20 protein-coding genes are annotated in these 24,438 nt (G+C 36.9%); 17 read left to right on the top strand and 3 right to left on the bottom strand.

Translation table 11 applies throughout. The features are described 5' to 3' along the window. The first annotated feature begins 43 nt into the window (after positions 1 to 43). The 6 genes from IGJ14_RS11605 (at position 44) to IGJ14_RS11580 (ending at position 6,946) form a co-directional block, all read left to right on the top strand. Positions 44 to 1,051 carry a DUF1002 domain-containing protein gene (locus tag IGJ14_RS11605; RefSeq protein WP_195273317.1) on the top strand — a complete coding sequence of 336 codons (1,008 nt, stop codon included), beginning with the start codon at positions 44 to 46 and terminating at the stop codon, positions 1,049 to 1,051. A gap of 301 nt (positions 1,052 to 1,352) precedes the next feature. Then, complete coding sequence (yycF, locus tag IGJ14_RS11600; RefSeq protein WP_019723593.1) at positions 1,353 to 2,057, top strand: response regulator YycF; 705 nt, start codon at positions 1,353 to 1,355, stop codon at positions 2,055 to 2,057. Between the two features lie 4 nt (positions 2,058 to 2,061). Continuing rightward, on the top strand, positions 2,062 to 3,903 hold the full coding sequence (gene walK / locus IGJ14_RS11595; RefSeq protein ID WP_010736691.1) for a cell wall metabolism sensor histidine kinase WalK: 1,842 nt from the start codon (positions 2,062 to 2,064) through the stop codon (positions 3,901 to 3,903). Continuing rightward, a complete protein-coding gene (locus IGJ14_RS11590; RefSeq protein WP_019723594.1) occupies positions 3,900 to 5,207 on the top strand; it encodes a YycH family regulatory protein in 1,308 nt (435 codons plus the stop codon). Before walK ends, IGJ14_RS11590 begins: the two co-directional genes overlap by 4 nt. A 2-nt stretch (positions 5,208 to 5,209) precedes the next feature. Next, positions 5,210 to 6,082: a two-component system regulatory protein YycI gene (locus IGJ14_RS11585; RefSeq protein ID WP_010736689.1), complete on the top strand. Its 873-nt coding sequence runs from the start codon at positions 5,210 to 5,212 to the stop codon at positions 6,080 to 6,082. A 54-nt stretch (positions 6,083 to 6,136) separates the two neighbouring features. Further along, positions 6,137 to 6,946 (top strand): MBL fold metallo-hydrolase, encoded by an 810-nt coding sequence (locus IGJ14_RS11580; protein WP_010736688.1) that lies wholly within the window; start codon positions 6,137 to 6,139, stop codon positions 6,944 to 6,946. Positions 6,947 to 7,117: 171 nt separating this feature from the next. On the opposite strand, the gene IGJ14_RS11575 is transcribed toward IGJ14_RS11580, so the two are convergent. Next, positions 7,118 to 7,780: a CPBP family intramembrane glutamic endopeptidase gene (locus IGJ14_RS11575; protein ID WP_065096053.1), complete on the bottom strand. Its 663-nt coding sequence runs from the start codon at positions 7,778 to 7,780 to the stop codon at positions 7,118 to 7,120. A gap of 930 nt (positions 7,781 to 8,710) precedes the next feature. On the opposite strand from IGJ14_RS11575, the gene groES reads away from it, so the two are divergent. The 5 genes from groES (at position 8,711) to IGJ14_RS11550 (ending at position 13,675) form a co-directional block, all read left to right on the top strand. Then, positions 8,711 to 8,995, top strand: a complete 285-nt coding sequence (gene groES, locus IGJ14_RS11570) for a co-chaperone GroES (RefSeq protein ID WP_019723198.1) — start codon at positions 8,711 to 8,713, stop codon at positions 8,993 to 8,995. A 36-nt stretch (positions 8,996 to 9,031) separates the two neighbouring features. Beyond that, positions 9,032 to 10,657, top strand: a complete 1,626-nt coding sequence (gene groL, locus IGJ14_RS11565) for a chaperonin GroEL (RefSeq protein WP_066025548.1) — start codon at positions 9,032 to 9,034, stop codon at positions 10,655 to 10,657. 326 nt (positions 10,658 to 10,983) lie between these two features. Next, on the top strand, positions 10,984 to 12,390 hold the full coding sequence (locus IGJ14_RS11560) for a PTS sugar transporter subunit IIC (RefSeq protein WP_019723199.1): 1,407 nt from the start codon (positions 10,984 to 10,986) through the stop codon (positions 12,388 to 12,390). A 72-nt stretch (positions 12,391 to 12,462) separates the two neighbouring features. After that, positions 12,463 to 12,735, top strand: coding sequence for a hypothetical protein (locus IGJ14_RS11555; protein WP_010736683.1), 273 nt, complete (start codon positions 12,463 to 12,465; stop codon positions 12,733 to 12,735). 16 nt (positions 12,736 to 12,751) lie between these two features. Beyond that, entirely contained in the window at positions 12,752 to 13,675 is a 924-nt protein-coding gene (locus IGJ14_RS11550; protein ID WP_195273316.1) for a LacI family DNA-binding transcriptional regulator, read from the top strand. A gap of 43 nt (positions 13,676 to 13,718) precedes the next feature. Here IGJ14_RS11550 and IGJ14_RS11545 read toward each other — a convergent pair whose 3' ends face one another. Then, positions 13,719 to 14,471: a MerR family transcriptional regulator gene (locus IGJ14_RS11545; protein WP_195273315.1), complete on the bottom strand. Its 753-nt coding sequence runs from the start codon at positions 14,469 to 14,471 to the stop codon at positions 13,719 to 13,721. A 191-nt stretch (positions 14,472 to 14,662) separates the two neighbouring features. Here IGJ14_RS11545 and IGJ14_RS11540 point away from each other — a divergent pair, with 191 nt between their 5' ends. From IGJ14_RS11540 to IGJ14_RS11520, 5 genes are all read left to right on the top strand, one after another. Continuing rightward, a complete protein-coding gene (locus IGJ14_RS11540; protein ID WP_023520312.1) occupies positions 14,663 to 15,022 on the top strand; it encodes a DUF1827 family protein in 360 nt (119 codons plus the stop codon). 468 nt (positions 15,023 to 15,490) lie between these two features. Continuing rightward, entirely contained in the window at positions 15,491 to 16,963 is a 1,473-nt protein-coding gene (locus tag IGJ14_RS11535) for a nicotinate phosphoribosyltransferase (RefSeq protein ID WP_010736679.1), read from the top strand. Between the two features lie 12 nt (positions 16,964 to 16,975). After that, the gene (gene nadE, locus IGJ14_RS11530; RefSeq protein WP_023520311.1) at positions 16,976 to 17,803 is read left to right on the top strand and encodes an ammonia-dependent NAD(+) synthetase; all 828 of its coding nucleotides are present in this window, start codon (positions 16,976 to 16,978) and stop codon (positions 17,801 to 17,803) included. 653 nt (positions 17,804 to 18,456) lie between these two features. Next, a complete protein-coding gene (locus IGJ14_RS11525; RefSeq protein ID WP_195273314.1) occupies positions 18,457 to 19,515 on the top strand; it encodes a DUF262 domain-containing protein in 1,059 nt (352 codons plus the stop codon). A 13-nt stretch (positions 19,516 to 19,528) separates the two neighbouring features. Further along, positions 19,529 to 20,203 carry a hypothetical protein gene (locus tag IGJ14_RS11520; protein ID WP_195273313.1) on the top strand — a complete coding sequence of 225 codons (675 nt, stop codon included), beginning with the start codon at positions 19,529 to 19,531 and terminating at the stop codon, positions 20,201 to 20,203. A gap of 1,624 nt (positions 20,204 to 21,827) precedes the next feature. Here IGJ14_RS11520 and IGJ14_RS11515 read toward each other — a convergent pair. Continuing rightward, positions 21,828 to 22,718 carry an ArsR/SmtB family transcription factor gene (locus IGJ14_RS11515; protein WP_065095924.1) on the bottom strand — a complete coding sequence of 297 codons (891 nt, stop codon included), beginning with the start codon at positions 22,716 to 22,718 and terminating at the stop codon, positions 21,828 to 21,830. A gap of 203 nt (positions 22,719 to 22,921) precedes the next feature. On the opposite strand from IGJ14_RS11515, the gene IGJ14_RS11510 reads away from it, so the two are divergent. Next, positions 22,922 to 24,427: an alpha-N-arabinofuranosidase gene (locus IGJ14_RS11510; protein ID WP_065095923.1), complete on the top strand. Its 1,506-nt coding sequence runs from the start codon at positions 22,922 to 22,924 to the stop codon at positions 24,425 to 24,427. Positions 24,428 to 24,438 lie beyond the last annotated feature (11 nt).

The raw sequence follows: 24,438 nt of genomic DNA, 5'->3' as shown, positions 1-24,438 counted from the left end.
AGTACAATGTTTAAAACAGAAAACAGCTACATGGAGGTTATGTATGAAGAAAACAAAACTTATTGCCACTCTCTTGGTCTCAAGCCAAGTTTTACTAGCAACACCAATCGTATTAGCAGACGAGACAGCAACAACGCAAAGTATTGTCCCAATTTCAGGAACGGTCGACTCGACAGTTGCTACGGATTCTTCCGATTCAACAACGACAACCAGCTCTAGTGAACGGTTACAGATCAATGCAGTAGCAATCGGTAATGCGTTAACGAAAGAACAAGAAACTTATACATTAGATAAATTAGGGATCAAAGGAGAAACACCGATCTATAAAACGTCCGGTACAGACTTGATGTCCTATATTCCTGACGGTGGATTTACCAAAGACTGGGCAGTTTACAGTTCTGTACGTATGCAGACGCTCGCTGAAGGCGAAGGGATCACTGTTGATATCGCGACACCAGAAAATATCACACGAATCACAGCCGCTCAGTATCAAAATGCAGCGTTAACAGCTGGGATCACCGATGCAAAATTGACGGTCGCATCTGCAGTACCAATCGATGGTTCAGGTGCTTTAGCTGGTGTGTACAAAATCGTTGAAGAATCTGGTGGAATCATCAATCAGGATAGAGTATCAGTCGCCCAAAATGAAATGGATGTGTTATCGTCTATCACAGAAGAAAACAAAGACAAAGATGGCTATTCCGATGAAGCATTAAATAAAGCACAGGAGCAAGCGAAAGAAGAATTAGCAGCTAAGACTGCTGACGGCAAAGAACTGACACAAGCGGATATTCAAACGACAGTAGAAAAAGCTCTAAAGGATAATGGACTAGAAGATGTAATGACAAGCGATCAAGTCACAGAAATAACTTCGTTGATGAGTGAAATGAAAGATAAAAATATTTTTGAAGACTTCGTGAAAGAATTAGACTTGACTGAGACGAGCAAGCAAATTCAAGAAAAATCAAAAGGGCTTTGGGAAAATATCAAAGGGTTCTTTAGTGGCTTATGGGATTCGATCACTGGCATGTTTTCTGGTGACTCTCAATAATCGAAATAGTTTTTTATGTATGAAATATTTGATTTGAGCTACCCTATACGGATCTTTAGTCAATGAAGCAAGAATAAACCGCTATAACTTTTCCGAGTTAGCGGTTTATTTTTATAATCATCTAATTGCATACTTTGATAAGCGACAAGTGGTATTCGTGGAGGGTTGTAGGAATCTGAATCCGCCTGTTCAATCATGCAATTTTTATCAATAACCTCCTATTTTTTTAGAAAGATGAAACCTGATAAGAAATGCGGTATAATAGAACAGAATGACAATACTAACTAAGAGGTGGCTCTTTATGAAAAAAATACTAGTTGTCGACGACGAAAAACCGATTTCGGATATCGTCAAATTTAACTTAGCAAAAGAAGGCTATGACGTCTATACAGCATATGATGGGGAAGAAGCTTTAGCAAAAGTAGCCGAAGTGGAACCTGATTTGATTTTACTAGATTTGATGTTACCAAAAATGGATGGCTTAGAAGTGGCTCGTGAAGTACGAAAAACGTTTGATATGCCGATCATCATGGTGACAGCTAAGGATTCTGAAATCGATAAAGTGTTAGGCTTGGAACTGGGAGCAGATGATTATGTGACCAAACCGTTCTCTAATCGTGAATTAGTGGCACGTGTGAAAGCAAATCTTCGACGTGGCGCTTCTGCTACCAAAGAAGTGGAAGAAGTCACACCTTCTGAACTGATCATTGGGGACTTAACGATCCATCCCGATGCGTATATGGTGACGAAACGTGGCGAAACGATTGAATTGACTCACCGTGAGTTTGAACTGCTCTTTTATTTAGCAAAACACATTGGTCAAGTCATGACACGGGAACATTTGTTACAAACCGTTTGGGGCTATGATTATTTTGGTGATGTTCGTACAGTAGACGTGACCGTTCGTCGTTTGCGTGAAAAAATCGAGGATAATCCAAGTCATCCTAGCTATTTAGTTACACGCCGAGGCGTAGGGTATTACTTGCGTAATCAAGAACAGGAGTAATTGGATGAAAGGAAAAGTCCGTTTTTTTCGATCAGTAAACTTCAAAATAGCTATTACATTTATTTTGATTTTACTGATCTCAATTGAAATTATAGGTGCATATTTTATTAGAGGATTGGAACGTTCAACGATCAATACCTTTATCAAAGATATGAACCAAACAGTCGAAACATTAGCGACAACGATCAGTCCAGAACTGAATGGGAAAGGCAATGAAAGTGCGACTATCGATGATGTCAATGGGAATATCAAGCGTTTTATTGAGACCAGTGCTTCAAGTGATATCATTGAGATCCGTGTCGTGGATGAAAAAGGCATCATTCGAGCAACGACAGAGGTAAGCGAACAAGGTTCAGTCGGCAAAAAGAATGATTACGTCGATATGAATGATTTTACAACCAAACGATATGTCGCATTAGATGATGACGGAAAACGAGTAAATATCAATATTCAACCGATTTTGTCCCCGACCGGCGACGCCGTCATCGGGGCTCTTTACGTCAAAAGTGATATCGAACAAAAATATTCAGAAATCAATAATACAGCACTGATTTTCTTTACGGCTTCGTTAATTGCTGCATTTATCTCAATGGTTGTGTCTGTTCTGGTCGCACGTTCCATTACGCAACCGATCGGTGAGATGCGTGAGCAAGCGATCCGCATTGCGCGTGGTGATTATAGCCGTAAAGTAAAGGTCCATGGTCAAGATGAATTAGGTCAGTTGGCTGAAACGTTCAACCAACTAGCAGAACGGATCGAGGAAGCGCAGGATACGATGGAAGCTGAACGAAATCGGTTAGATAGCGTCTTGTCACATATGACAGATGGTGTTATTGCAACCGATCGTCGTGGGAAGATCATTACGATCAATGATATGGCTGTCTCATTATTAGACTTGAAAAAAGAAGAAGCAATCGGACAGTCAATCTTGACTCTTTTAGCAATTGAAGAAGAATATACGTTACGAAAACTGTTAGAAGATCCGAATGAAATGATTTTAGATCGATCCACTGGAGCGAGAGAAGCTGACCAGATGATTTTACGCGTCGATTTTTCGATGATCCGTCGAGAATCTGGCTTTATCAGTGGGTTGGTTGCAGTTTTACATGATGTAACGGAACAAGAGAAAACAGAACGGGAACGTCGTGAGTTCGTATCGAACGTTTCCCATGAGTTGCGTACGCCTTTAACAAGTATGCGTAGTTATATCGAAGCACTGAGTGAGGGTGCTTGGAAGGACGAAGAAGTCGCACCGAACTTTTTAAAAGTGACCTTAGATGAGACCGATCGTATGATCCGCATGATCAATGATCTACTGAATCTATCTCGCATGGATACGGGGAATACTCAATTACAATTAGAATATGTCAATTTTAATGAACTCGTTAATTTTGTGTTAGATCGTTTTGATATGATGGTTGGTAATCAAGAAAAAAATTATACGATCCGTCGAGAATTTACGCAACGAGATCTGTGGGTCGAGATCGACACAGATAAAATTATTCAAGTTATTGACAATATCATGAACAATGCAATCAAATATTCACCCGATGGGGGAGCAATCACCTGCCGGTTGCTTGAAACACATAACAATGTGATTTTAAGTATTACAGACCAAGGGCTAGGTATCCCTAAAAAAGATTTGAATCGTGTATTTGAACGTTTTTATCGAGTGGACAAAGCAAGAGCTAGAGCGCAAGGTGGAACAGGATTAGGCTTAGCAATCTCTCGCGAAGTAGTGAAAGCACATCGTGGCGCAATCTGGGCAGAAAGTAAGGAGGGACAAGGTTCAACCTTCTATATTTCTTTACCTTATGAACCGTATGAGGAGGAATGGTGGGAATGAAGATTTCTGAAAAATTTATACGAATTGGTTTGATCTTGATGGTTGCATTAAGCCTGTACTTCTCTTATGCAATTTGGTTGAGTCCAGCAGGGAAAACTTCAATCAACTTAGAAGAGAGCAATTCACAAGTGATTGAATCACAAAGCTATCGTAAAGCATCAGAAATTTATTTGCCTTTACACCTCACATGGTTTCAAACAGATACAGTGAAAGAAACGAATAGTGAGAACCTGATTTCTCAAATACATGGGTTGATCGAAGGTGCTCGTTTTGGCAAGCTGACAGAAGTCGTGGAAGCAGACCAAGAGAAGTTCAATCAAAAGAAGTCTCTCAATGAAGGAATCGAATTCTCTTATAACGCACCTTATCTACTCAGTGGCTATGTGAAAGCATTTGGTTTGAATATTGATCTAGGTTCAGTCCAAAATGAAGATGTCTATTTTACGAGTGTCCAATTTGATCTAAAAGACGAAAAAGTTAGTTTTATTGATTATGATCAGCGGACGATTTACGAAGCCAGTCTATCGATGGATTGGAAAGAAATTGAACATGATTTGAATTCTTCAGATGTCAACTGGACACCTGTATTCAGAACGCCAGAAAGTATTGAAACACAGCACAGTATCAAAGAACCAATGAAACTAAAAAAATACAGTTATATCTTATCTCAGCAACCATACACCGTCTTTCGGAATGCTTTTTTTTCCCAGCCAGATGCGGTTAAAAACAATGATGAAAGTACGGAATTGATTTTTTATGATGGCAATGAAACAATGACGATCCATTCAGAAAATCAGATCGTCGATTTTAGAGGAGATTTACCGACGATTGATGAACCAAACAATATTTTTACGGACAGTTTTCCTTATGTCAGCAAACTAGGTGGCGCGTTAGGCAATGTTCGATATTTTGATCGTAATAAGAATACAATCGATTATCGTATTTTTGTAGAAGGATTTCCCGTATTTGGTTCAGGCAGTAAAGGAAAAGTTGGAATCGAAATCGGTAATGAGCAAGTCAATAATCAAGTAAGTATTCAAACGAGTTTAAATACCATCCAAGTCCCGATTCCTTCAGATGAAGAAGTCGAGTTGCCTAGCACCGACGATGTATATCAGGAATTAGTAGATAATGGGGCAGAAGAAACGAAAATCGAGTTGATTATTGTTGGCTATACATGGCAAAACATCGAAGAAACGAATCGGGTGGTTGATCTATTCCCAGAGTGGTATGTGAAATATCAAGGAGAATGGTATTCTGCAAATGAATTATTGACCAAACTACCTGAGAAGGAGGCGGAGTAACTATGGATTTCAAAAAAATTGAATGGATTTTCTTCGTCGCCTTTCTAGGATTGAATGTTTTTTTATTTAGTAGTTATCATGAATCGATCAACCAAGAGCATACGGTAATACGCTCAGATCAGACAGAATCAATCAAAAAACGGTTAGCAAATGATGATATTACTTATACGGGTGATTTCTCTTCTGAAAGTAAGCAAGGCTACTATTTAAGTGCGGAGGAAACGGAACTGAGTCAAACGTTGTTCAAGTATCGCCAAGATAATAATCGACGTGGTTTATTAGAGAGTGGAGTTTCCATCAATGATAATATATTGACTAAAACGTTATCGGACTCTGAATCTGAAAGCAAAGTCCTTGATCCAAATCGCATAGCAAGTTCACTCAATGACTTTTTGGATAACGAGGAAGATGTTTTATTTGGTAATGAGTATATCTATATGAAAAATTTCTCTGTGTTAGAAGGTGATTCTCCTGAAATCACAGCGAGCCAAACGTATGAAGGATTGCCATTCTATGATGATACAGCTAAACTTATTTTCTCCCTCGAAAAAAAGGGGGATGAGTATCGCATTTTGAAGTATACTCAAACCCATTTAACGAATATTGAACAGTTGCGAGAAAAAACAGAATTGCATACGGAAGAAGAAGCTATTAATACATTGTATGTAAATAATAAAATCTCTCGAGGATCGAATATCCTTTGGCGTCAGCTGGCTTATTCTCGTATTTTGAAAGTACGAGAGAAAAATGTGTATGTACCGGTGTGGTATGTCGCAATTGAAACGCCGGATAAGACTTATCAGATTGAAACGGTCAACGCATTTAGTAATACGATTATTACAAATAATTCGATCCCAAAGGTGGAAGATCATTAAAAAAGTAGGTATAATGAAAAAAGTTTACAAAGTAAGAAGGGAAGTAGTAGTAAAATGGCTGAAGGAAATACAGCTTTTAAAATCAGTATCCTTGCAAGTGGGAGTTCAGGAAACTCATTATATATCGAGAGTGACAAAAAGCGACTTCTGGTAGATGCAGGACTGAGTGGGAAAAAAATTACTTCCTTAATGGCACAAATCGGTCGGACGCCCGATCAATTAGACGGTATTCTTGTGACACATGAACATCGAGATCACATTCATGGGGTCGGTGTTTTGGCGCGTAAGTACCATTTAGATATCTATGCAAATGAAAAAACATGGGAAGCAATGGCTCCGATGATCGGAAATGTCCCAATTGAACAAAAACATTTATTTCAGATGGGGAAAGTCCAAACGTTTGGCGATTTAGATATCGAGAGTTTTGGTGTTTCTCATGATGCAGCTGCACCACAGTTTTATCGTTTCCACAAAGAGAATCGTTCATTTGTCATGCTGACGGATACAGGTTATTGTAGTGATCATATGCGAGGGATCATTGAAAATGCTGATGGGTACTTGATGGAAAGCAATCATGATCTAGAGATGTTGCGTATGGGGCCTTATCCTTGGAATTTGAAACAACGTATTTTAGGCGATCGTGGTCATTTATCGAATGAAGATGGTGCGTTAGTGATGACTGATGTAATTGGCGATCGTACAAAACGAATCTATTTAGGCCATTTAAGTAAAGAAAACAATATGAAAGAATTGGCCCATTTGACTATGGAAAATATTCTTAAGGAAAAAGATCTAGGTGTGGGATATGATTTCAATGTGTACGACACTGACCCGGATGCTGCAACAGAATTATTTTCAATTTGATCAATCAGTTGTGACGGAAGTGATTGGCTCATAAAAATAAGCAGTAAAGTCCGAAAATTTGAAGGAATTTTTGGGCTTTACCGCTTTTTTCGTAAGGAGTTACCTCCTGAATGCTATTTATTTTATTATAGGGAGTGCCTGATGATGAAAGTCACAGGCTTTTTTATTATATTACAGTAAACCTTGTTGCAATGCCAATTGTACAATGACAACTAGAGTGTTCATACCAATATGGGTGATCATTGGTGCCCAGATCCGCCCAGTGGATCGGTATAGTAAACTAAAGAAAAATCCTAAAAAGAAGTAGACGAGTAAATGCCCATCATTGTGTGCTAATGCAAAGAGCAAGGAACTAACACTTGCACCTACCCAAAAGTTGGTATAGTGACCAACGATGCCAAGAATACTGCGACGAAATACAAATTCTTCCATGATTGGTCCGGCAATAGTTGTAGCAATAATAAAAGCAGGAGTATCTAAAATCAGTTGGATAATATTTTGCGTATTTTCAGATGGAGAGACTTCTCCAAAAAAGAAACTCTCGATCATAACCGCAATACTTTGTAAAATCAGAGCGATAAAGATACCAACGACTCCGTATAAAATGATTTTCGAGCGAGAAGCAACCGGTACGTTTGCTTCGATTTCGATTGGTTCTTTATGTTTGAAGTACAAGAACCACAGAATGATTGCACCTAAGATATACGCAACTGTTGTCGCATTAATCAAACCTGACGTTGAATTTACAAGTCCGACAGATGTCAGAAGTAAAGGCGAGACAAATACTAGCCCGTAACAAAAAATGCTAAAAAAGCTATATTTTTTTAATGACATATGAAACCTCCTTGAGCTAAGTGAAAAGCCAAGTATAACTTTCTTTCTTGCTCTAATAATATAGGAAAAGCAACCTTTCGTTGAACTTTAAATGATGAAAAATCAACGTACGCGTTACTAAACGCTATCCATTATTCATTATACCATATCAAGATGTTTCTCTGATCAGTTAGTATTGAACGGCTTTTTTACAAACTGATAAACGGTGTTCAAGAAGCTGACCTTCAACATTAAGCTGAAAAATCAAAAAATATGAGGAGCTATTTTCTGATTTTCCATCTTACTGCTCAGGTCAAAGCGCTTCTTTCACAACCTATGATAAACGGTGTTCAAGAAGCAACACTTCAATAATAAGACAAAAAAATCCAAAATGAAAAAGCCATTTTTGATTTTCTTGTCTTATTACTCAGTGCTGAGCGCTTCTTTCACAACCTAGATAAACGGTGTTCAAGAAGCTGACCTTCAACATTAAGCTAGAAAATCAAAAAATATGAGGAGCTATTTTCTGATTTTCCATCTTACTGCTCAGGTCAAAGCGCTTCTTTCACAACCTAGATAAACGGTGTTCAAAAAGCTGACCTTCAACATTAAGCTAGAAAATCAAAAAATATGAGGAGCTATTTTCTGATTTTCCATCTTACTGCTCAGGTCAAGACGCGTCTTTCACAACCTATGATAAACGGTGTTCAAAAGCCAGCTCCTTCAATATTAAGTCAAAACTTGAAAAAATATGAGAAGCTATTTTCTCAAATTTTGCCTTAATACTTGGAGCTGATCGGCTTTTTCACAACCTTCTTTAAAAAATTTTTTTCTATGATTTAAAAAGCTTGCAAAAGAATAGGAGAATGAGTATTATTAAAAATGTAGGTTAGCACTCGATGTGATAGAGTGCTAATAGATTCAAAAAAAGAGTTATCGGAGGGATTTATCGTGTTAAAACCATTAGGTGATCGCGTCATCATTGAAGTCGCGCAAGAAGAAGAAAAAACTGTTGGAGGAATCGTTTTAGCTTCATCAGCGAAAGAGAAACCTCAAACTGGAACAGTTGTAGCAGTGGGTGAGGGACGTTTGCTAGAAAACGGCGAAAAAGTTCCTGCAGCTATTAAAGTAGGCGACCAAGTAATGTTTGAAAAATATGCCGGTACAGAAGTGAAATTCGAAGGAACAGAATATTTGATCGTCTCTGGAAAAGATATTATGGCGATTGTTGAGTAATTACGAAACAAAAATAATTGATGAGGTGACGAAAAAATGGCAAAAGAATTGAAATTTGCAGAAGATGCACGTGCAGCAATGTTACGTGGTGTAGATAAATTAGCAGATACAGTAAAAGTGACATTAGGACCAAAAGGCCGTAATGTTGTTTTAGAAAAATCATATGGTTCTCCATTGATCACAAATGACGGTGTGACGATTGCAAAAGAAATCGAATTAGAAGATCATTTTGAAAACATGGGTGCAAAATTAGTTTCAGAAGTTGCATCTAAAACTAATGATATCGCTGGAGATGGTACAACGACAGCGACTGTATTGACTCAAGCAATTGTCCGTGAAGGTTTGAAAAACGTCACAGCTGGTGCTAACCCATTAGGTATTCGTCGTGGGATCGAATTAGCCACTAAAACAGCAGTGGAAGAATTACACAACATCTCAACTGTTGTTGACTCAAAAGAGGCTATTGCACAAGTTGCGGCTGTTTCTTCTGGTTCAGAACAAGTGGGCCGTTTGATTGCGGATGCAATGGAAAAAGTCGGCAATGACGGTGTTATCACAATTGAAGAATCTAAAGGAATCGAAACAGAATTAGATGTCGTAGAAGGTATGCAATTTGACCGTGGTTACTTGTCACAATATATGGTAACAGACAACGACAAAATGGAAGCTGTTTTGGAAAATCCATACTTGTTGATCACTGACAAGAAAATTTCAAATATCCAAGATATCTTACCTTTATTGGAACAAATCTTACAACAATCACGTCCTTTATTGATCATTGCTGATGACGTGGATGGCGAAGCATTACCAACATTGGTATTGAATAAAATCCGTGGAACATTCAATGTTGTTGCTGTAAAAGCACCAGGTTTCGGCGACCGTCGTAAAGCAATGTTAGAAGATATTGCTGTCTTGACTGGTGGTACAGTGATCACAGATGACCTAGGATTAGAATTGAAAGATGCAACAATCGAAAACTTAGGAAATGCTTCAAAAGTTGTTGTGGATAAAGACAACACAACGATCGTTGAAGGTTCAGGCGATAAAACAGCTATTGATGCACGTGTTCAATTGATCAAAAACCAAATCGCTGAAACAACTTCAGACTTTGACCGTGAAAAATTACAAGAACGCTTAGCAAAACTTGCTGGCGGAGTAGCTGTCGTGAAAGTCGGAGCGGCAACTGAAACAGAATTAAAAGAATTGAAACTACGTATTGAGGACGCGTTGAACGCTACTCGTGCTGCCGTTGAAGAAGGTATGGTCTCTGGTGGTGGTACAGCATTAGTGAACGTGATCAACAAAGTAGCAGCGATCGAAGCAGAAGGCGACGTAGCAACAGGAATCAAGATCGTTACTCGTGCGTTAGAAGAACCAATTCGTCAAATTGCTGAAAATGCTGGTTATGAAGGATCAGTCATCGTTGATAAATTGAAAAATGTTGATTTAGGAACAGGATTCAATGCAGCAACTGGTGAATGGGTAAACATGGTGGAAGCCGGAATCGTTGACCCAACAAAAGTAACTCGTTCAGCATTACAAAATGCAGCATCTGTTTCTGCATTACTATTAACAACTGAAGCAGTAGTTGCAGACAAACCAGAACCAGCAGCGCCTGCTGCACCAGCTATGGACCCATCAATGATGGGCGGCATGATGTAATAACTCCAGAAGAACCTTGTTCAATCAAGGTTCTTCTTTTTTTATTTCGTTTTTTTAGAAAACTGGGCATAATCGAGTGTGTAGTAATGGTATAGTGCATTCATATTGTTTAGATAGAAACGACATAAACCGCTGAATAGATAATCAAATCATCATCGTTATGTAGGTTTATTTCGTAAATACCCCGTTTGATGGAAATTTCATTTCTCTTAATATTTCTTTCACTCTTTCGCTAGCGAAGTTCACAAAGTTATGCTATATTTGTGATATCATTATAATGTATACGCATTCATAATGGTGGAAGATCGAATTGTAGGAGGATGAAGATGAATAAATTGATGGAATGGATGGAGAGATATATTTTGCCAGTTGCCACGAAGATTGGTTCGGAAAAGCATCTGGTTGCTTTACGTGATGCGTTTATTGGAACCATGCCGGCAACGATGGCTGGGGCAATTGCGGTGCTATTGAATGCGTTTATGCGTGATTTTCCTAACACGTATCTAGGTGAAGGGAATGCCATTACGACTTTCTTTACACCAGTAATTGGTGTCAATGGCCTGATTTGGAATGGGACGCTAGCGATTATGGCAGTCGTATTCGCATTGTCACTAGGCGCAAATTTGGCAAAGGCATATGAAGTGGACCCTGTATCAGGAAGTATTGTATCTTTAGTTGCATTTATTATTGGATTACCTGATGCTGCCACAGCTGTTTTGACGTTGCCAGAAAAATTGTCACAAGATGCTATGGACATGATCACTACCGCAGGCGGCGTGATTGCTGATGGTACTGATGGTGGACAGACGCTTTCGATGGGCGCATGGGGTTATTTCAACTTTGGGAAATACATGGGCGGTTCTGGTCTTTTTACAGCTATGATCTTTGGTTTTATTTCTGTTATCATTTTTGCACTATTGATGCGTAAAAAAATTATTATCAGAATGCCAGAATCAGTGCCACCAGCAGTTGCACGTGCTTTTGCCGCAATCATTCCTGCAGTTGTTTCTTTATATGTTGTGGGAACGATCAATTATATCTTCCGACAAACAGCAGGGGTACCATTGATTGACTGGATCTCTGAAGCGATTCAAAAACCTTTGATGAATTTATCGCAAGGGTATGGCGCAGTGTTTATTATCGTGTTACTTGTACATGTGCTTTGGTTCTTTGGATTACATGGAACAAATATCATGTCACCAGTGTTACAGACACTTTATGGTACAGCGATGGTCGAAAATACTAATGCCTTTCAAAATAATGAACCAATCCCCTTCAAATGGGTAGCAGGTTCATTTGAAGCATTCGTATGGCCTGGTGGTGCTGGTGTAACGTTGGTATTGATCGTCATGATTTTATTTTTATCAAAACGTGCCGATTATAAAACAGTCGGTAAGCTGGGGATTGCTCCTGGTTTGTTCAATATCAATGAACCAGTGATGTTTGGTCTACCAGTCGTATTGAATCCATTGTTGATGATCCCATTCATCGTCGCACCACTTGTAACGGCAACCATTGCTTACTTTGCGACAATGGCAGGCCTTGTTCGCCCAGTGGTGGTAAATGTGATTTGGGTCATGCCAACGATTATCAGTGGGTTCTTAGCAACCGCAGGTGACTGGCGTGCCATTGTCTTGACGATCGTCAATCTCTTAGTCGCTGCTTTGATTTGGGCACCATTTATCTTGGCTGCAAACCGTTTAGATCCTAATCTAGGTGAACCAGAAGAATAAAAGAAGCAAACTCCTTGCTATGAGACGCGTTTCATACCGTATACTCAAAGCATAAATAAAGGAGGGCTTCTTATGAATACCTATATCAAAGCAACGCAAGGCACCAAGAATCAATGTTTTTACGCATTTGTTGAGTTTAAAGATTCCATGCTCGTGTTGTCTAGTTTTCAAGGCCTTAATCGATCGGTGATCAAAAAAATCAATTTAGCAGATATTTCTGGTTTGACCAAGGATAATTATTGGGGTGGTCAACGAATCAGTTTCTATGACCAAGGAACATTGTATCAATTTTTCGAATGTGGACCTGCTGTGGTAGACTATCTACAAGAAAATCTTTTTGTATAGGTGGCGAACAGTAGTCATGGCAAACATCCGAGATATAGCCAAACGAACAGGATATTCTGTTTCGACGGTATCCCGTGTCATCAATCAACATCCTTATGTCGATGAAGCGAAACGAACAGAGATCTTGAAAGTGATCAAAGAATTAAATTATGTACCGAATGCCAATGCCAGACAACTAAGTTCTGGAAAAACTAAAAATATTGGTGTCATTTTACCTTACACAAATCACCCATATTTTGATCAGTTGCTCAGTGGAATCATTGAAGTCGCTTTTAGTGAGGGCTATAAAGTGACGTTGTTGCCAACAAACTACCAAATAAAACGGGAACAACAATATTTAGAAGAGTTTGCGGCGAAAGCATTTGACGGATTGATCATTACATCAAGAGCAAATCCCTTAGAGTTGTTGCTTGATTATCAACGCTATGGCCCTATCGTCTTTTGCGAAAAGATCGAAGACTTGGAAGTAACGAGTGTCTATATTGATCGCAAACAATCGATTACTGATGGCTTATCCTTTTTAAAAGATCAAGGTGTCAAACGTTTAGGTGTCACCTTAGGAAGAACCGGTCGAATGAGTTACAATTCGAAAATCACATTGAAACTGTGTAAAGAGATTTTTCCTGAATTTAACGAAGCTGATGTCTACTGGCAGTGTATTGATACCGAACATGGGAAACAAGCAGGGGGATTTTTTAAGGAACGAGGAATTGATGGCATTTTCACGAATTCAGACACAGTAGCAGCCGGAGTTCTCCAAAGTTATAAAAAACAAAAAATACCAATCGTTGGTAGGGAAAATATGCTGATCAGTGAAATATTAAATTTTTCAACAATTGATCACCATCTGAAACAATGTGGTGAAACCGCTTTTCGTTTGTTTTTGAATGATACAGTCGAACAAGTAAAGATTCCGTATACTTTTATTCAACGTCCGTGAAATAAAAAAGACAAATCCTTTTTGTGGATTTGTCTTTATTTATTTATGCATGAGCTTGAATGATCTCATTCAATGCTACAGCGGCGCCTTTACCACAACGAGAATCATAGTATTCAGTAAAACGTTCATCTGAGATATACAGCATACCTAATCCTTTGTGGGCTTCTGCTTGATACGTGGGCCAACTAAATAATAGCCATTTTTTATGTGCATCAAAAATTTCTTTTGCACGTGCCTGATTTGGTTGGTCAGACAGATAAGACGTTAAGTTCGTTAGTAATTGTTGCTCAACTTCTTGCATTTCTTGGTATTTTTCTTGGGAAAGGTTTTGCCATTGTTCGTTTGCTTTATCAATCGTTTCTTCTCCGTATTTTTCACGGATCTCTGTGCCATAGTTTGTTTCAATTTCAGTTATTTTTTGTTTTTTTAATCCTTCAAATTTTTCTTGGTCAGTCATCTTTTTTCCTCCTTTGAATTGTGCTAATGTTTGTTGGACGGTTGCCAGGAGAGTATCAATTTCTGCTCGTTTCTCTAGTAGTTTTCTCTGATGTTCGATGAGTGCATGTTGATGATCAAAGGTAGGATCATCTAATAATTCGCGAATTTGGTTCAGTGGAAAATCTAAGGATCGATAAAATAAAATTTGTTGTAGACGATCGATTTCTTGAGAACCATAGATACGATAACCAGCTGAATTGATCCGTTTGGGTTTGAGTAAATCAATTTCATCGTAAAAACGTAGTGTACGACTACTTACTCCTGAGAGCTGTGCCATTTTCTTAATTGTGTATTCCATTGTTTTCCCTCCTGACAAAACTAGCATAATCCTTGACGTAACGAGAAGGTCAAGTGAAAAATCATCTTTTTTATCTAATTGATTATATGTTATACTATTTAACAAAGAGAGGGAAATCAAATTGTTTTTTTATCGTCTTTATGAAAGCGATTTATTTTATTGAGTAAAAAAATTAAGAAAAGAGGAAAAGTATGAAACTGATTGAAACCCCGATTACGAGCAACTTGAATATCAAAACTTTTTATCCAAAAATCGTTGATTTCTTTTTTAGAAATTCTGCTATTCGATTTTATAAACTATTTTCTTTAGATCGTACACAGATTTTGTTGATCGATACCTATAATCAAGTCCAATTAGTGATGATCAATACAAAAAAGAAAATCACTAAACAGGAAATTGATTATGCAATCAAAAAAGTGTTGAAAACAGAACGATCAGCGGTCAATATCCATGTAGGTGTCAAGCAAGAATTAGAAGAAGCGGGTGTTCAGTTCAAACGGCCGAATAAGGACATCGTCATTGTAGAACAAGCCATCGCAACGATTGCATAGCTCGATCAATACAGCAAGAAAGTTATGGATGATCCTAAATTGAATAAGCGATAGGAAGTAAAGCGCCTAAATTCCAAGATAGTTTGATCTTTGGGATTTAGGCGTTTTTTTACAACTTAGATAAACGGTGTTCAAGAAGCTGACCTTCAACACTAAGCTGAAAAATCAAAAAATATGTGGAGCTATTTTCGCAAGTTCTGCCTTACTACTCGGAGCTGCCCGGCTTTCTCCCAACCTCGATAAACGGTGTTCAAAAAGCTGACCTTCAACATTAAGATGAAAAATCAAAAAATATGAAAAACTATTTTCTGATTTCTCATCTTACTGCTCAGGTCAAAACGCTTTTCTCACAACCTCCTATCTTATTTCTTTACTTTGTACAAAATAAAACAAGATTTCTTTTACTAGGGTATTTTTTTGTTATAATGGATAAGAAATGAAAATTGGCTAAGAGGAGCAATAAAAAAGATGACGACAACTTACTCAGATGACAGTTTGACGCTACATACGGATCTTTACCAGATCAATATGATGCAGACTTACTGGGAACTAGATAGAGCAGATAAACATGCAGTTTTTGAATGTTACTTCCGCGAGATGCCATTCAATCATGGTTATGCTGTTTTTGCAGGGTTAGAACGATTAGTGGATTATTTAGAAAACTTGACATTTACTGATACAGATATTGCGTATCTTCGCGAGATGGCTGTTTATCCGGAAGGCTTTTTGACGTATTTACGTGAATTCAAATTCAAAGCGACTGTCCGTTCCGCTCGTGAAGGAGAACTTGTTTTTGCGAATGAGCCATTGATCCAAGTGGAAGGCCCATTAGCCCATTGTCAATTAGTAGAAACAGCCTTATTGAATATGGTGAACTTTCAAACGTTGATCGCGACGAAAGCGGCTCGTATCAAATCGGTGATCGGTGACGATCCATTATTGGAGTTTGGTACACGCCGTGCGCAAGAATTGGATGCTGCGGTTTGGGGGACTCGTGCTGCTTATATTGGTGGAGCAGATGCAACGAGCAATGTTCGTGCAGGGAAAATTTTCGGGATTCCAGCAAGCGGTACTCACGCTCATTCTCTTGTTCAAAGTTATGGGAATGACTATGAAGCATTTATGGCGTATGCAAAGACACATAAAGATTGTGTTTTTCTAGTGGATACTTACGATACCTTGAAATCGGGTGTTCCTAGTGCAATCCGTGTGGCAAAAGAACTTGGCAACAAGATCAATTTCCAAGGCGTACGTATCGATAGTGGTGATATGGCGTATATTTCGAAACGGGTCAGAGAACAATTAGATTCCGCTGGTTTTACAGAAGCGAAAATCTATGCCTCAAATGATTTAGATGAAGCGACGATTTTAAACTTAAAAATGCAAAAAGCAAAAATCGATGTTTGGGGCGTTGGGACAAAGTTGATCACCGCCTATGACCAACCGGCTTTAGGTGCAGTCTTCAAACTGGTATCCATCGAAAATGAACAAGGTGAAATGATCGATACGATCAAATTGTCTAGCAATGCAGAAAAAGTTACTACACCAGGTAAAAAACAAGTATGGCGTATCACTCGTAACTTTGATGGGAAATCAGAAGGCGATTATGTGACACTATGGGACGAAGATCCTCGACAAGAAGAAGAGATCTTCATGTTCCACCCGACACATACCTTTATCAATAAAACCGTTCGTGATTTTACAGCTCGGCCAATTTTACAAGATATTTTTGTTGAAGGAACGAGAGTCTATGACTTACCGACATTAGAAGAAATCAAAGAGTATACCAGAGGAAACTTAGATTCTCTTTGGGAAGAATACAAACGTGATTTGAATCCGCAAAAATATCCTGTGGATCTATCAACAGATTGCTGGAATCATAAGATGGCAATCATGGAACGAATGAAAAAAAGCGTCACACAATTAACGAGTGAACTATAGGAGGAATGGAAGATGAATCATTTACAACAAGCAATCATCGAAGAATTAGGCGTGAAATCAGTCATCGATCCTCAAAATGAAATTCGTGTGAGTATCGATTTCATGAAAGAATATTTGAAAAAGAATCCCTTCTTAAAAACCTTGGTTTTAGGTATCAGTGGAGGACAAGATTCTACTTTAGCCGGACGTTTAGCACAATTGGCAATGGAAGAAATGCGGGAAGAAACGAAAGATGACAGTTACCAGTTTATCGGTGTACGTTTGCCATATGGAGAACAGGCAGATGAAGAAGACGCTAAAGCTGCGTTAGACTTTATCCAACCAGACGTCCAATTACGTGTCAATATCAAACCTGCAGTCGATGCGCAAACGCAAGCGTTGATTGAAGCAGGTGTAGAAATCAGTGATTTCAATAAAGGAAATATCAAAGCGCGCCAACGAATGATCACACAATATGCGGTTGCAGGACAACGTGCAGGGGCTGTGATCGGTACCGACCACGCAGCTGAAAATATTACTGGCTTCTTTACGAAATATGGTGACGGTGGGGCAGATATTTTGCCATTGTTCCGCTTGAATAAACGCCAAGGAAAAGCATTGTTGAAGGCTTTAGACGCGCCAGAACATCTCTATACCAAAGTGCCAACAGCTGACCTTGAAGAAGGCAAGCCGATGATTGCCGATGAAGTCGCATTAGGTGTCACATATGATGAGATCGACGACTATTTGGAAGGGAAAGAAATTCCAGTCGATGCACAACAAAAAATCGAGCAATGGTGGAATAAAACACAGCATAAACGTCATTTGCCAATTTCGATCTTTGATGATTTTTGGAAATAAGTGAAACAAAAAGAAAATAAATGAATTAACGATTATTTCAACCATGTTGATTGAAATCTCTGTGCGGAGAATTAAAGACGCCGTGACCCTCTTATTGCTGAAAAAGGATCACGGTTTTTCCAATAAATATTTGTTTACTAGTAATCTAATTCTAAATAATTGTACATGTAAATTAATATATTGGTTATTTTATACCTCAGAAACTTAAAAGAAGTTTAGAAATAATATTTATTTAAAATGCGGTTAATAGTATAAGAATTATAGTTTATTCTACCTTTTAAAGTAAATAATTGTTCTTTACAATATTCAATTTGTAAACTAGGTAATCAGAAAATATCTGAAATTTGTATGAGGTTAAATTATGGTTTAAATGATTGCAAAAGAGATGCTAACAAACTTAATATGCTTTAAATCACTTTGCTAGAGTATGTAAATACCCTATTACTCAATACTAATAGTAAATTTAGAATAAAAGATACTTGATTCTTATAAATTGAAGCCTATATTGAATTTATAAAAATCTATTCAATGAAAAATTAATATCAGATAATGAAGTACATATTATATTTTTTTCATTACTGATATAATATAAATTGCTAGAAATTTTAAGGAAACATAAATAGAATATAAAAATTGAAAGAGGTATTTTTCTGATGAAAATAACAAGAAACGTTATGACTATTTCCGATTTGTATGAGCAATTAAATTCTAGAACGTTAGTGGTCAATAAAGTTTACCAAAGAAATAGCTCACTATGGCCTCAAAATGCAATGTCCTTTTTTATAGATACAATTCTAAATGGTTTTACTTTTCCTAAAGTGACTATTAGACAAATTATTGACCCTAAAACAAAAAAATCAAAAAGAGAAATTGTTGATGGACAGCAAAGATTAACCACTATACAAAAATTTATAAATAATGAGTACAAGTTAAGTTCAGTGTCTTCTGGGTATTCTGGTCTTTACTTTAAAGATTTAGATGAGGATATTCAAATAGCTTTTCTAGGGTATGAAGTTTCATTAGACACGATAACTAGTGGGACTGAGCAAGAAGTTTTAGAAATCTTTAGAAGAATGAATTCTTACAGTTTACCACTGAACCCTCAAGAATTGAGACATGCTACGTATCAAGGAGAATTTAAGTGGTTTATATTTGACTTAGTCGAAAAGTATAGCGCAATGCTAATAAATACAAAGGTACTTTCCTTAAAAGAATCTTCTAGGATGAAAGATGGAGATTTATTGACTGAGATAGTTCAGTTGAAAATCGACGGGATAGTTGCTAGGCAGAAAAATAAATTAGATAATCTATACAAAAAATATGATGAATACCTTCCGGAAGAAGTGAAAACTAGTGTTATTTCTGTGTTAGATCTAATAAATAATGAACTAACAGATATACTTTCAGAAGATTCATTTAAACAGTACCTTCTTTATTCACTCTGTAGCGCCTTATTATATAATAAAGAAGGCATAAGGATTGATGGTGCCTTATCAGAATATCAATCAGATGGAGTCTATTATAATGATATTACAGTAGTCAAACAAAATATAAGAATCTTACTAGATAGTCTAGAAAACGAGGATGACTATTATAGAGAGGGGAACTTTAAAAAATTTATAGAGGCATCCTCTTCCACTACTCATTCTTTAAATAATAGGATAATAAGGTTTGAATGGTTTTTAAAAGCTTTACAAGAGAGACTGTACTAGAACGAGGTGCTTAATGAATTACTCTATAAGAAAAAAAATTATAAAATATTACAAAAATAAAGTAGCTCTTATGGATTATCTGTCTAAAATTGAAAAAAAACAAGAGGTGACTAAAAAGGATATAACTCAAATTATTGGTCTCACAAATGAAGTATGGCAAAGCTGGAATTATATTTTTAGATCATTTTGGTTAACCTATTATTTCGGTGGAGAAACATGTATAGGTAATATACATTCAAATACATTAAATATTTCAAATTTTTTAGATAGTGATAATGAATCTATAGCTTTTGCTAAGATTGGGAAGTTCAATAAACCAAAAATGCCTTATTATGCAGAAAAAACATGGGGATCTAACGAGATGCTTGCTAAAATTTCAAGCTATTATCCAAGTTTGGCAAGAGCGAATTTGGTCGGAGCTTCATTGTCTTCATATGGCGAGTACCTAAATGACCTTCAAAAAATTAGAAATACAATGATACATTTAACTGAAGCAAGTTTTTTAGATTTAAAAAACTATTTGATAAGTAGAAACTATACTTCTCCAAAGAATTACTATTCTCATAATCATCCTTTAAATTTTTTTTATTACAAAATTGGTATAAGTCCTAACTTAGTTTATGAAGATATTTTTGAGAATTTAGATTCCATGATTGAAGCTATATTTGTATACGGTCCAGATATATGAAGTAAACATATTTTAAAAATTTTATCGAAATGCAGAAATAGTTGTGACATAATCATTAAAAAAATAGATAATAAATATTTTTGATGAACAGTTAGGGTATATTTTTTAGGATTACTTTTATGTTAATATTTCCATAAGATAAATTGTTACCACGATAAAAAATATATTGAAAACAAATCATGAGTAACAACGAAAATAGCTAAATCAAAAATAATATAACATGATGTTTAGCTTGAATTCTTTTATAAGTATCTACGTACGTAAATTTTTATAAAAACTAGAAAACTTATAAATAAAATACTAAGTTCGCGGACAATGGATGTATATATGAATTGCCACAAATAGAGAATGGTGCAAAGAAGATGTTAATCTTTATGATTTGAAGGTTATTTTACGTAATTTAAAACCTTAATGGTAAAAAAACTTTTATTCGAGTTTTCTTAAATTTTTAAAGCTACAGGAAACACGATTTAGTGTAGTGATAAGGGAGTCTTTGCTTATAAAGTAAGGATAAATCAGAACTTTATGAATATTTCTTCATTGCTTAGACGTTTTTATAGTTTCAGACGAAATTCTTTATATAATTTTTCTGCCATCTGATGTAAGAAAATGAAAAACTTTGTCACGAAAGATATCTTTTAGTTCATGGAAAATGTGTTAAATACGTTCATGTCAATATAAGCGCCTAATAAGCGATTAAAATTATAGTTTCTGTCAAGTGATACTTAGCTTAGGTACGCGAAAAATGCCGTCAATTTTTTATATTCTGTATGGTTGATTTTCTTCCGTCTTTGTGTGACTAAGCGCTAATAGCTTTTTAAGTTCCTTGGCATTGTTGTTTGATCGCCTTAGACAATCAATCAATCGTTTCATTTCACGAATACGAAAATCTTAAAACACTTGATTTATGTGTTTGAACACATAAAAACGATCAATAATCATTTTGGCTTGAGAAAACAGCATCGTTTCAATGAATAATGTATTGTTTTGATAGATGATTTCACAATATAAACTCTGAATTATTTAAAAGTAATCTGTTAATAGGAGCAGAAATAAGTTCAGATTAATTCTTGATTGATTTTGGGAAATTAATCCTTAGTAAGAAAATACGGTTACAAATACGTTGAAAATTACGATAATCATAAGCTAGTCGATTGATAAGCTTGTTTTTATTGCCTGTTCCTTCCAATGCCTGTTACAAATAGGGAATTTGGAAGGTATTTTTGATCCCTTTCTATATTTATTTAAGGAAGTGAGTTTTACGAAATTACTTAGGGAGATATGTGCCAAAGATATTCACCACTATGAAAAAGTAGGTTTATATCTTTTTATTTATAGTGACAGAGAAGGATTTAATAGGTTTTATAGGTTATATTGATTGTGGAATCATAGCTTATAGTCCATCGCCAATGACTTTTTCAGTCATCAGTCGCTTGAAGGAATAATCATAACGTATTTCTTATGATAGGTGGTCATGAACTGAATAAGTAAGATACTATAGAATATAAAATGATTGTATATACATACTCTTCTGACAACATTAAGCTGAAAAATCAAAAAATATGGAAAGCTATTTTCTGATTTCCCAGCTTACTGCTCAGGTCAAACCGCTTTTTTCACAACCTTAACTATAATACACCTTCATCTTGATATCTTGGTCGTAGTTGCCGAAGCCTTTGCCGAATAGGGTGCAGCCACCGACGTTTTTGGCGTCTTCTTTGACTTCGATGCGGAAGGTCCAGACGTCTTCGTTTCTTGGGATGTCATTTATCGTAACTTCAGATAATGGTTCGCCGTTGATATTGGTCAAATGTTTAGTGATACGGATCGTTTTCAATAGTCCGTATTGGTTTAGATTATCTGGATACCAGTCTGGGGTATGTTTTCCACGAATGTCTGCGAAATCTCCTGGGCTTGTCCAGTTACCTAATTCCACACCGTTCAGGCTGAAAGTGATATCCGATGGCCAATTGTCGTTCGAAAAGGGAAACTCGGAAGATAGTTCAACGGACAATTCCAACATTTCCAAGGTATCTTCTTCGTTTAGAAAGTTTGGTGTTTGATATTCAACAAATCCGCTAGTAAACCACAGAATCCGTGCATCCATTCGTCGTGGATCGGCAAAGTATCGTGGTTCATCGACTTTGCCGATAAAATCATGGATCGTTGCCAGACCGCATGTCGGCTCGATCGAATAGCGGGTATAATGACCGATAGGGATCGATGTTTCTTTCGTATCAAAGGCATTGAAGATTTTTTCTGGAAACGTGATGTTGATTTTATCCACACGTAAGCTGGAAATTTTTTTTTGGCCTATTTTTTCAGATTTGATGATATTTGCTTCTTCAAGTTTTTTTACATGCATTGTTGTAATCGCACTACTGATACCGAGTGCTTGGGCAAGCTCTTTGATATTCATTTTGTTTTTTGAAAGTAACTGGATGATTTTTATCCTTGTTTTACTAGCTAAAGCTTCATAAACAGGTAATGATTCTTCATTGATTTGGAGTTGCATGATTTTTCACCTCTTATTTAGGTTTTTGTTTAACTATATATTAACATAAATATTAATTTATAGGTTAATATCATTAAAATAATATATGTAATTAATATTTAAGTTAATTATAATGTAAAAATATTTTTATATTTAATAATATTATTATTGACAACGCTTTCAAAGAAAGATATGATTCATGTATAAATTAAAGGAGGGGACTTATGGAAGCTGTAATGTCAGTTAGTCGTGTGCAAAAGATAGGGGAAATCGATCGTCGTTTGTATGGCTCGTTTATTGAACATATGGGACGTGCAGTGTATGGAGGGATCTATCAACCGGATCATCCGACTGCAAATGATAAGGGATTTCGCCAAGACGTCATGGAGCTAGTCAAAGAATTATCGGTACCATTGATCCGGTATCCAGGTGGGAATTTTGTTTCTGGGTTCAATTGGGAAGATAGCGTGGGGCCTATAGCGGAGCGGCCGAAAAGATTAGACCTTGCTTGGCGATCTTTAGAAACAAATCAAGTGGGTGTGCATGAATTTGCTGCGTGGTGTCAAGAAGTGGGCGCTGAGATCAATATGGCGGTCAATCTTGGAACACGTGGCTTAGATGCTGCAAGAAATCTAGTAGAATATTGCAATTATCCTAGTGGTACTTATTGGAGTGAGCAAAGAATAGCAAATGGACAAACCGAACCTTTTGCAATCAAGACGTGGTGTTTAGGCAATGAAATGGATGGTCCTTGGCAAATCGGCCATAAGACAGCAGCGGAGTACGGACGGCTGGCAGAAGAAACAGCGAAAGCAATGAAACTTGTCGATGAATCGATTGAAGTCGTTTTATGTGGCAGCTCGAATAGTCAAATGCCGACATTCGGTGAGTGGGAATTGACTGTATTGGATCAAGCCTATGAACAAATCGATTATCTTTCATTGCATCAGTATTATGGCAATCAAACAAATGATTTGAAAAATTATTTAGCTCGTTCAGTCGATATGGATCAGTTCATCTCTGGTGTTGTTGCGATGTGTGATGCAATCAAGGCGAAAAAACACAGCAAGAAACAAATCAATCTATCTTTTGATGAATGGAATATTTGGTATCATTCGACAGAACATGATCAAACAGTCAAGCCATGGCAAGTTGCCCCACCTTTATTAGAAGATCACTATAATTTTGAGGATGCTTTAGTATTGGGCTGTTTATTGATCACTTTGTTAAAACATTCTGATCGAGTAAAAATTGCTTGTCTGGCGCAGCTAGTCAACGTAATTGCGCCGATTATGACAGAAGAAGACGGTGAAGCATGGCGTCAAACAATCTATTATCCATTTATGCAAGTCGCGACTTTAGGACAAGGTATTGCTTTACGACCTGAAATCACTGTCGATACGTATGCAACGAGTGAATTTGATACAGTTCCATATTTAGAAAGTATCGCGGTGCTGAATGAAGAAAAAAATGAGTTGGTGATCTTTGCAGTGAATCGTGGAGAAGAAGAGATGAGTTTAGATCTACAATTTTCTGACTTAAAGATTGAGGAAGTCATCGAGTTTTCAGAGATGTCTGGCTATGAAATCAAAGCGGTCAATCAAGCAGGAAATGAGCAAATCAAACCTGTGTCTTCAAAAGCCTACGAACATAAAGAAAATCAGTTGAATTGCAAATTGAAACCGTTATCTTGGAATGTGATCCGTACAAGCTTGACCCCGAACAAATAAGGAGGAGATAG

The sequence above is a fragment of the Enterococcus sp. DIV1304_2 genome (assembly GCF_050555445.1).
GTDB lineage: Bacteria > Bacillota > Bacilli > Lactobacillales > Enterococcaceae > Enterococcus_B > Enterococcus_B pernyi.
Note: the sequence above shows the minus strand (reverse complement) of the source record. Positions and strands in the feature narration are given on the sequence as shown.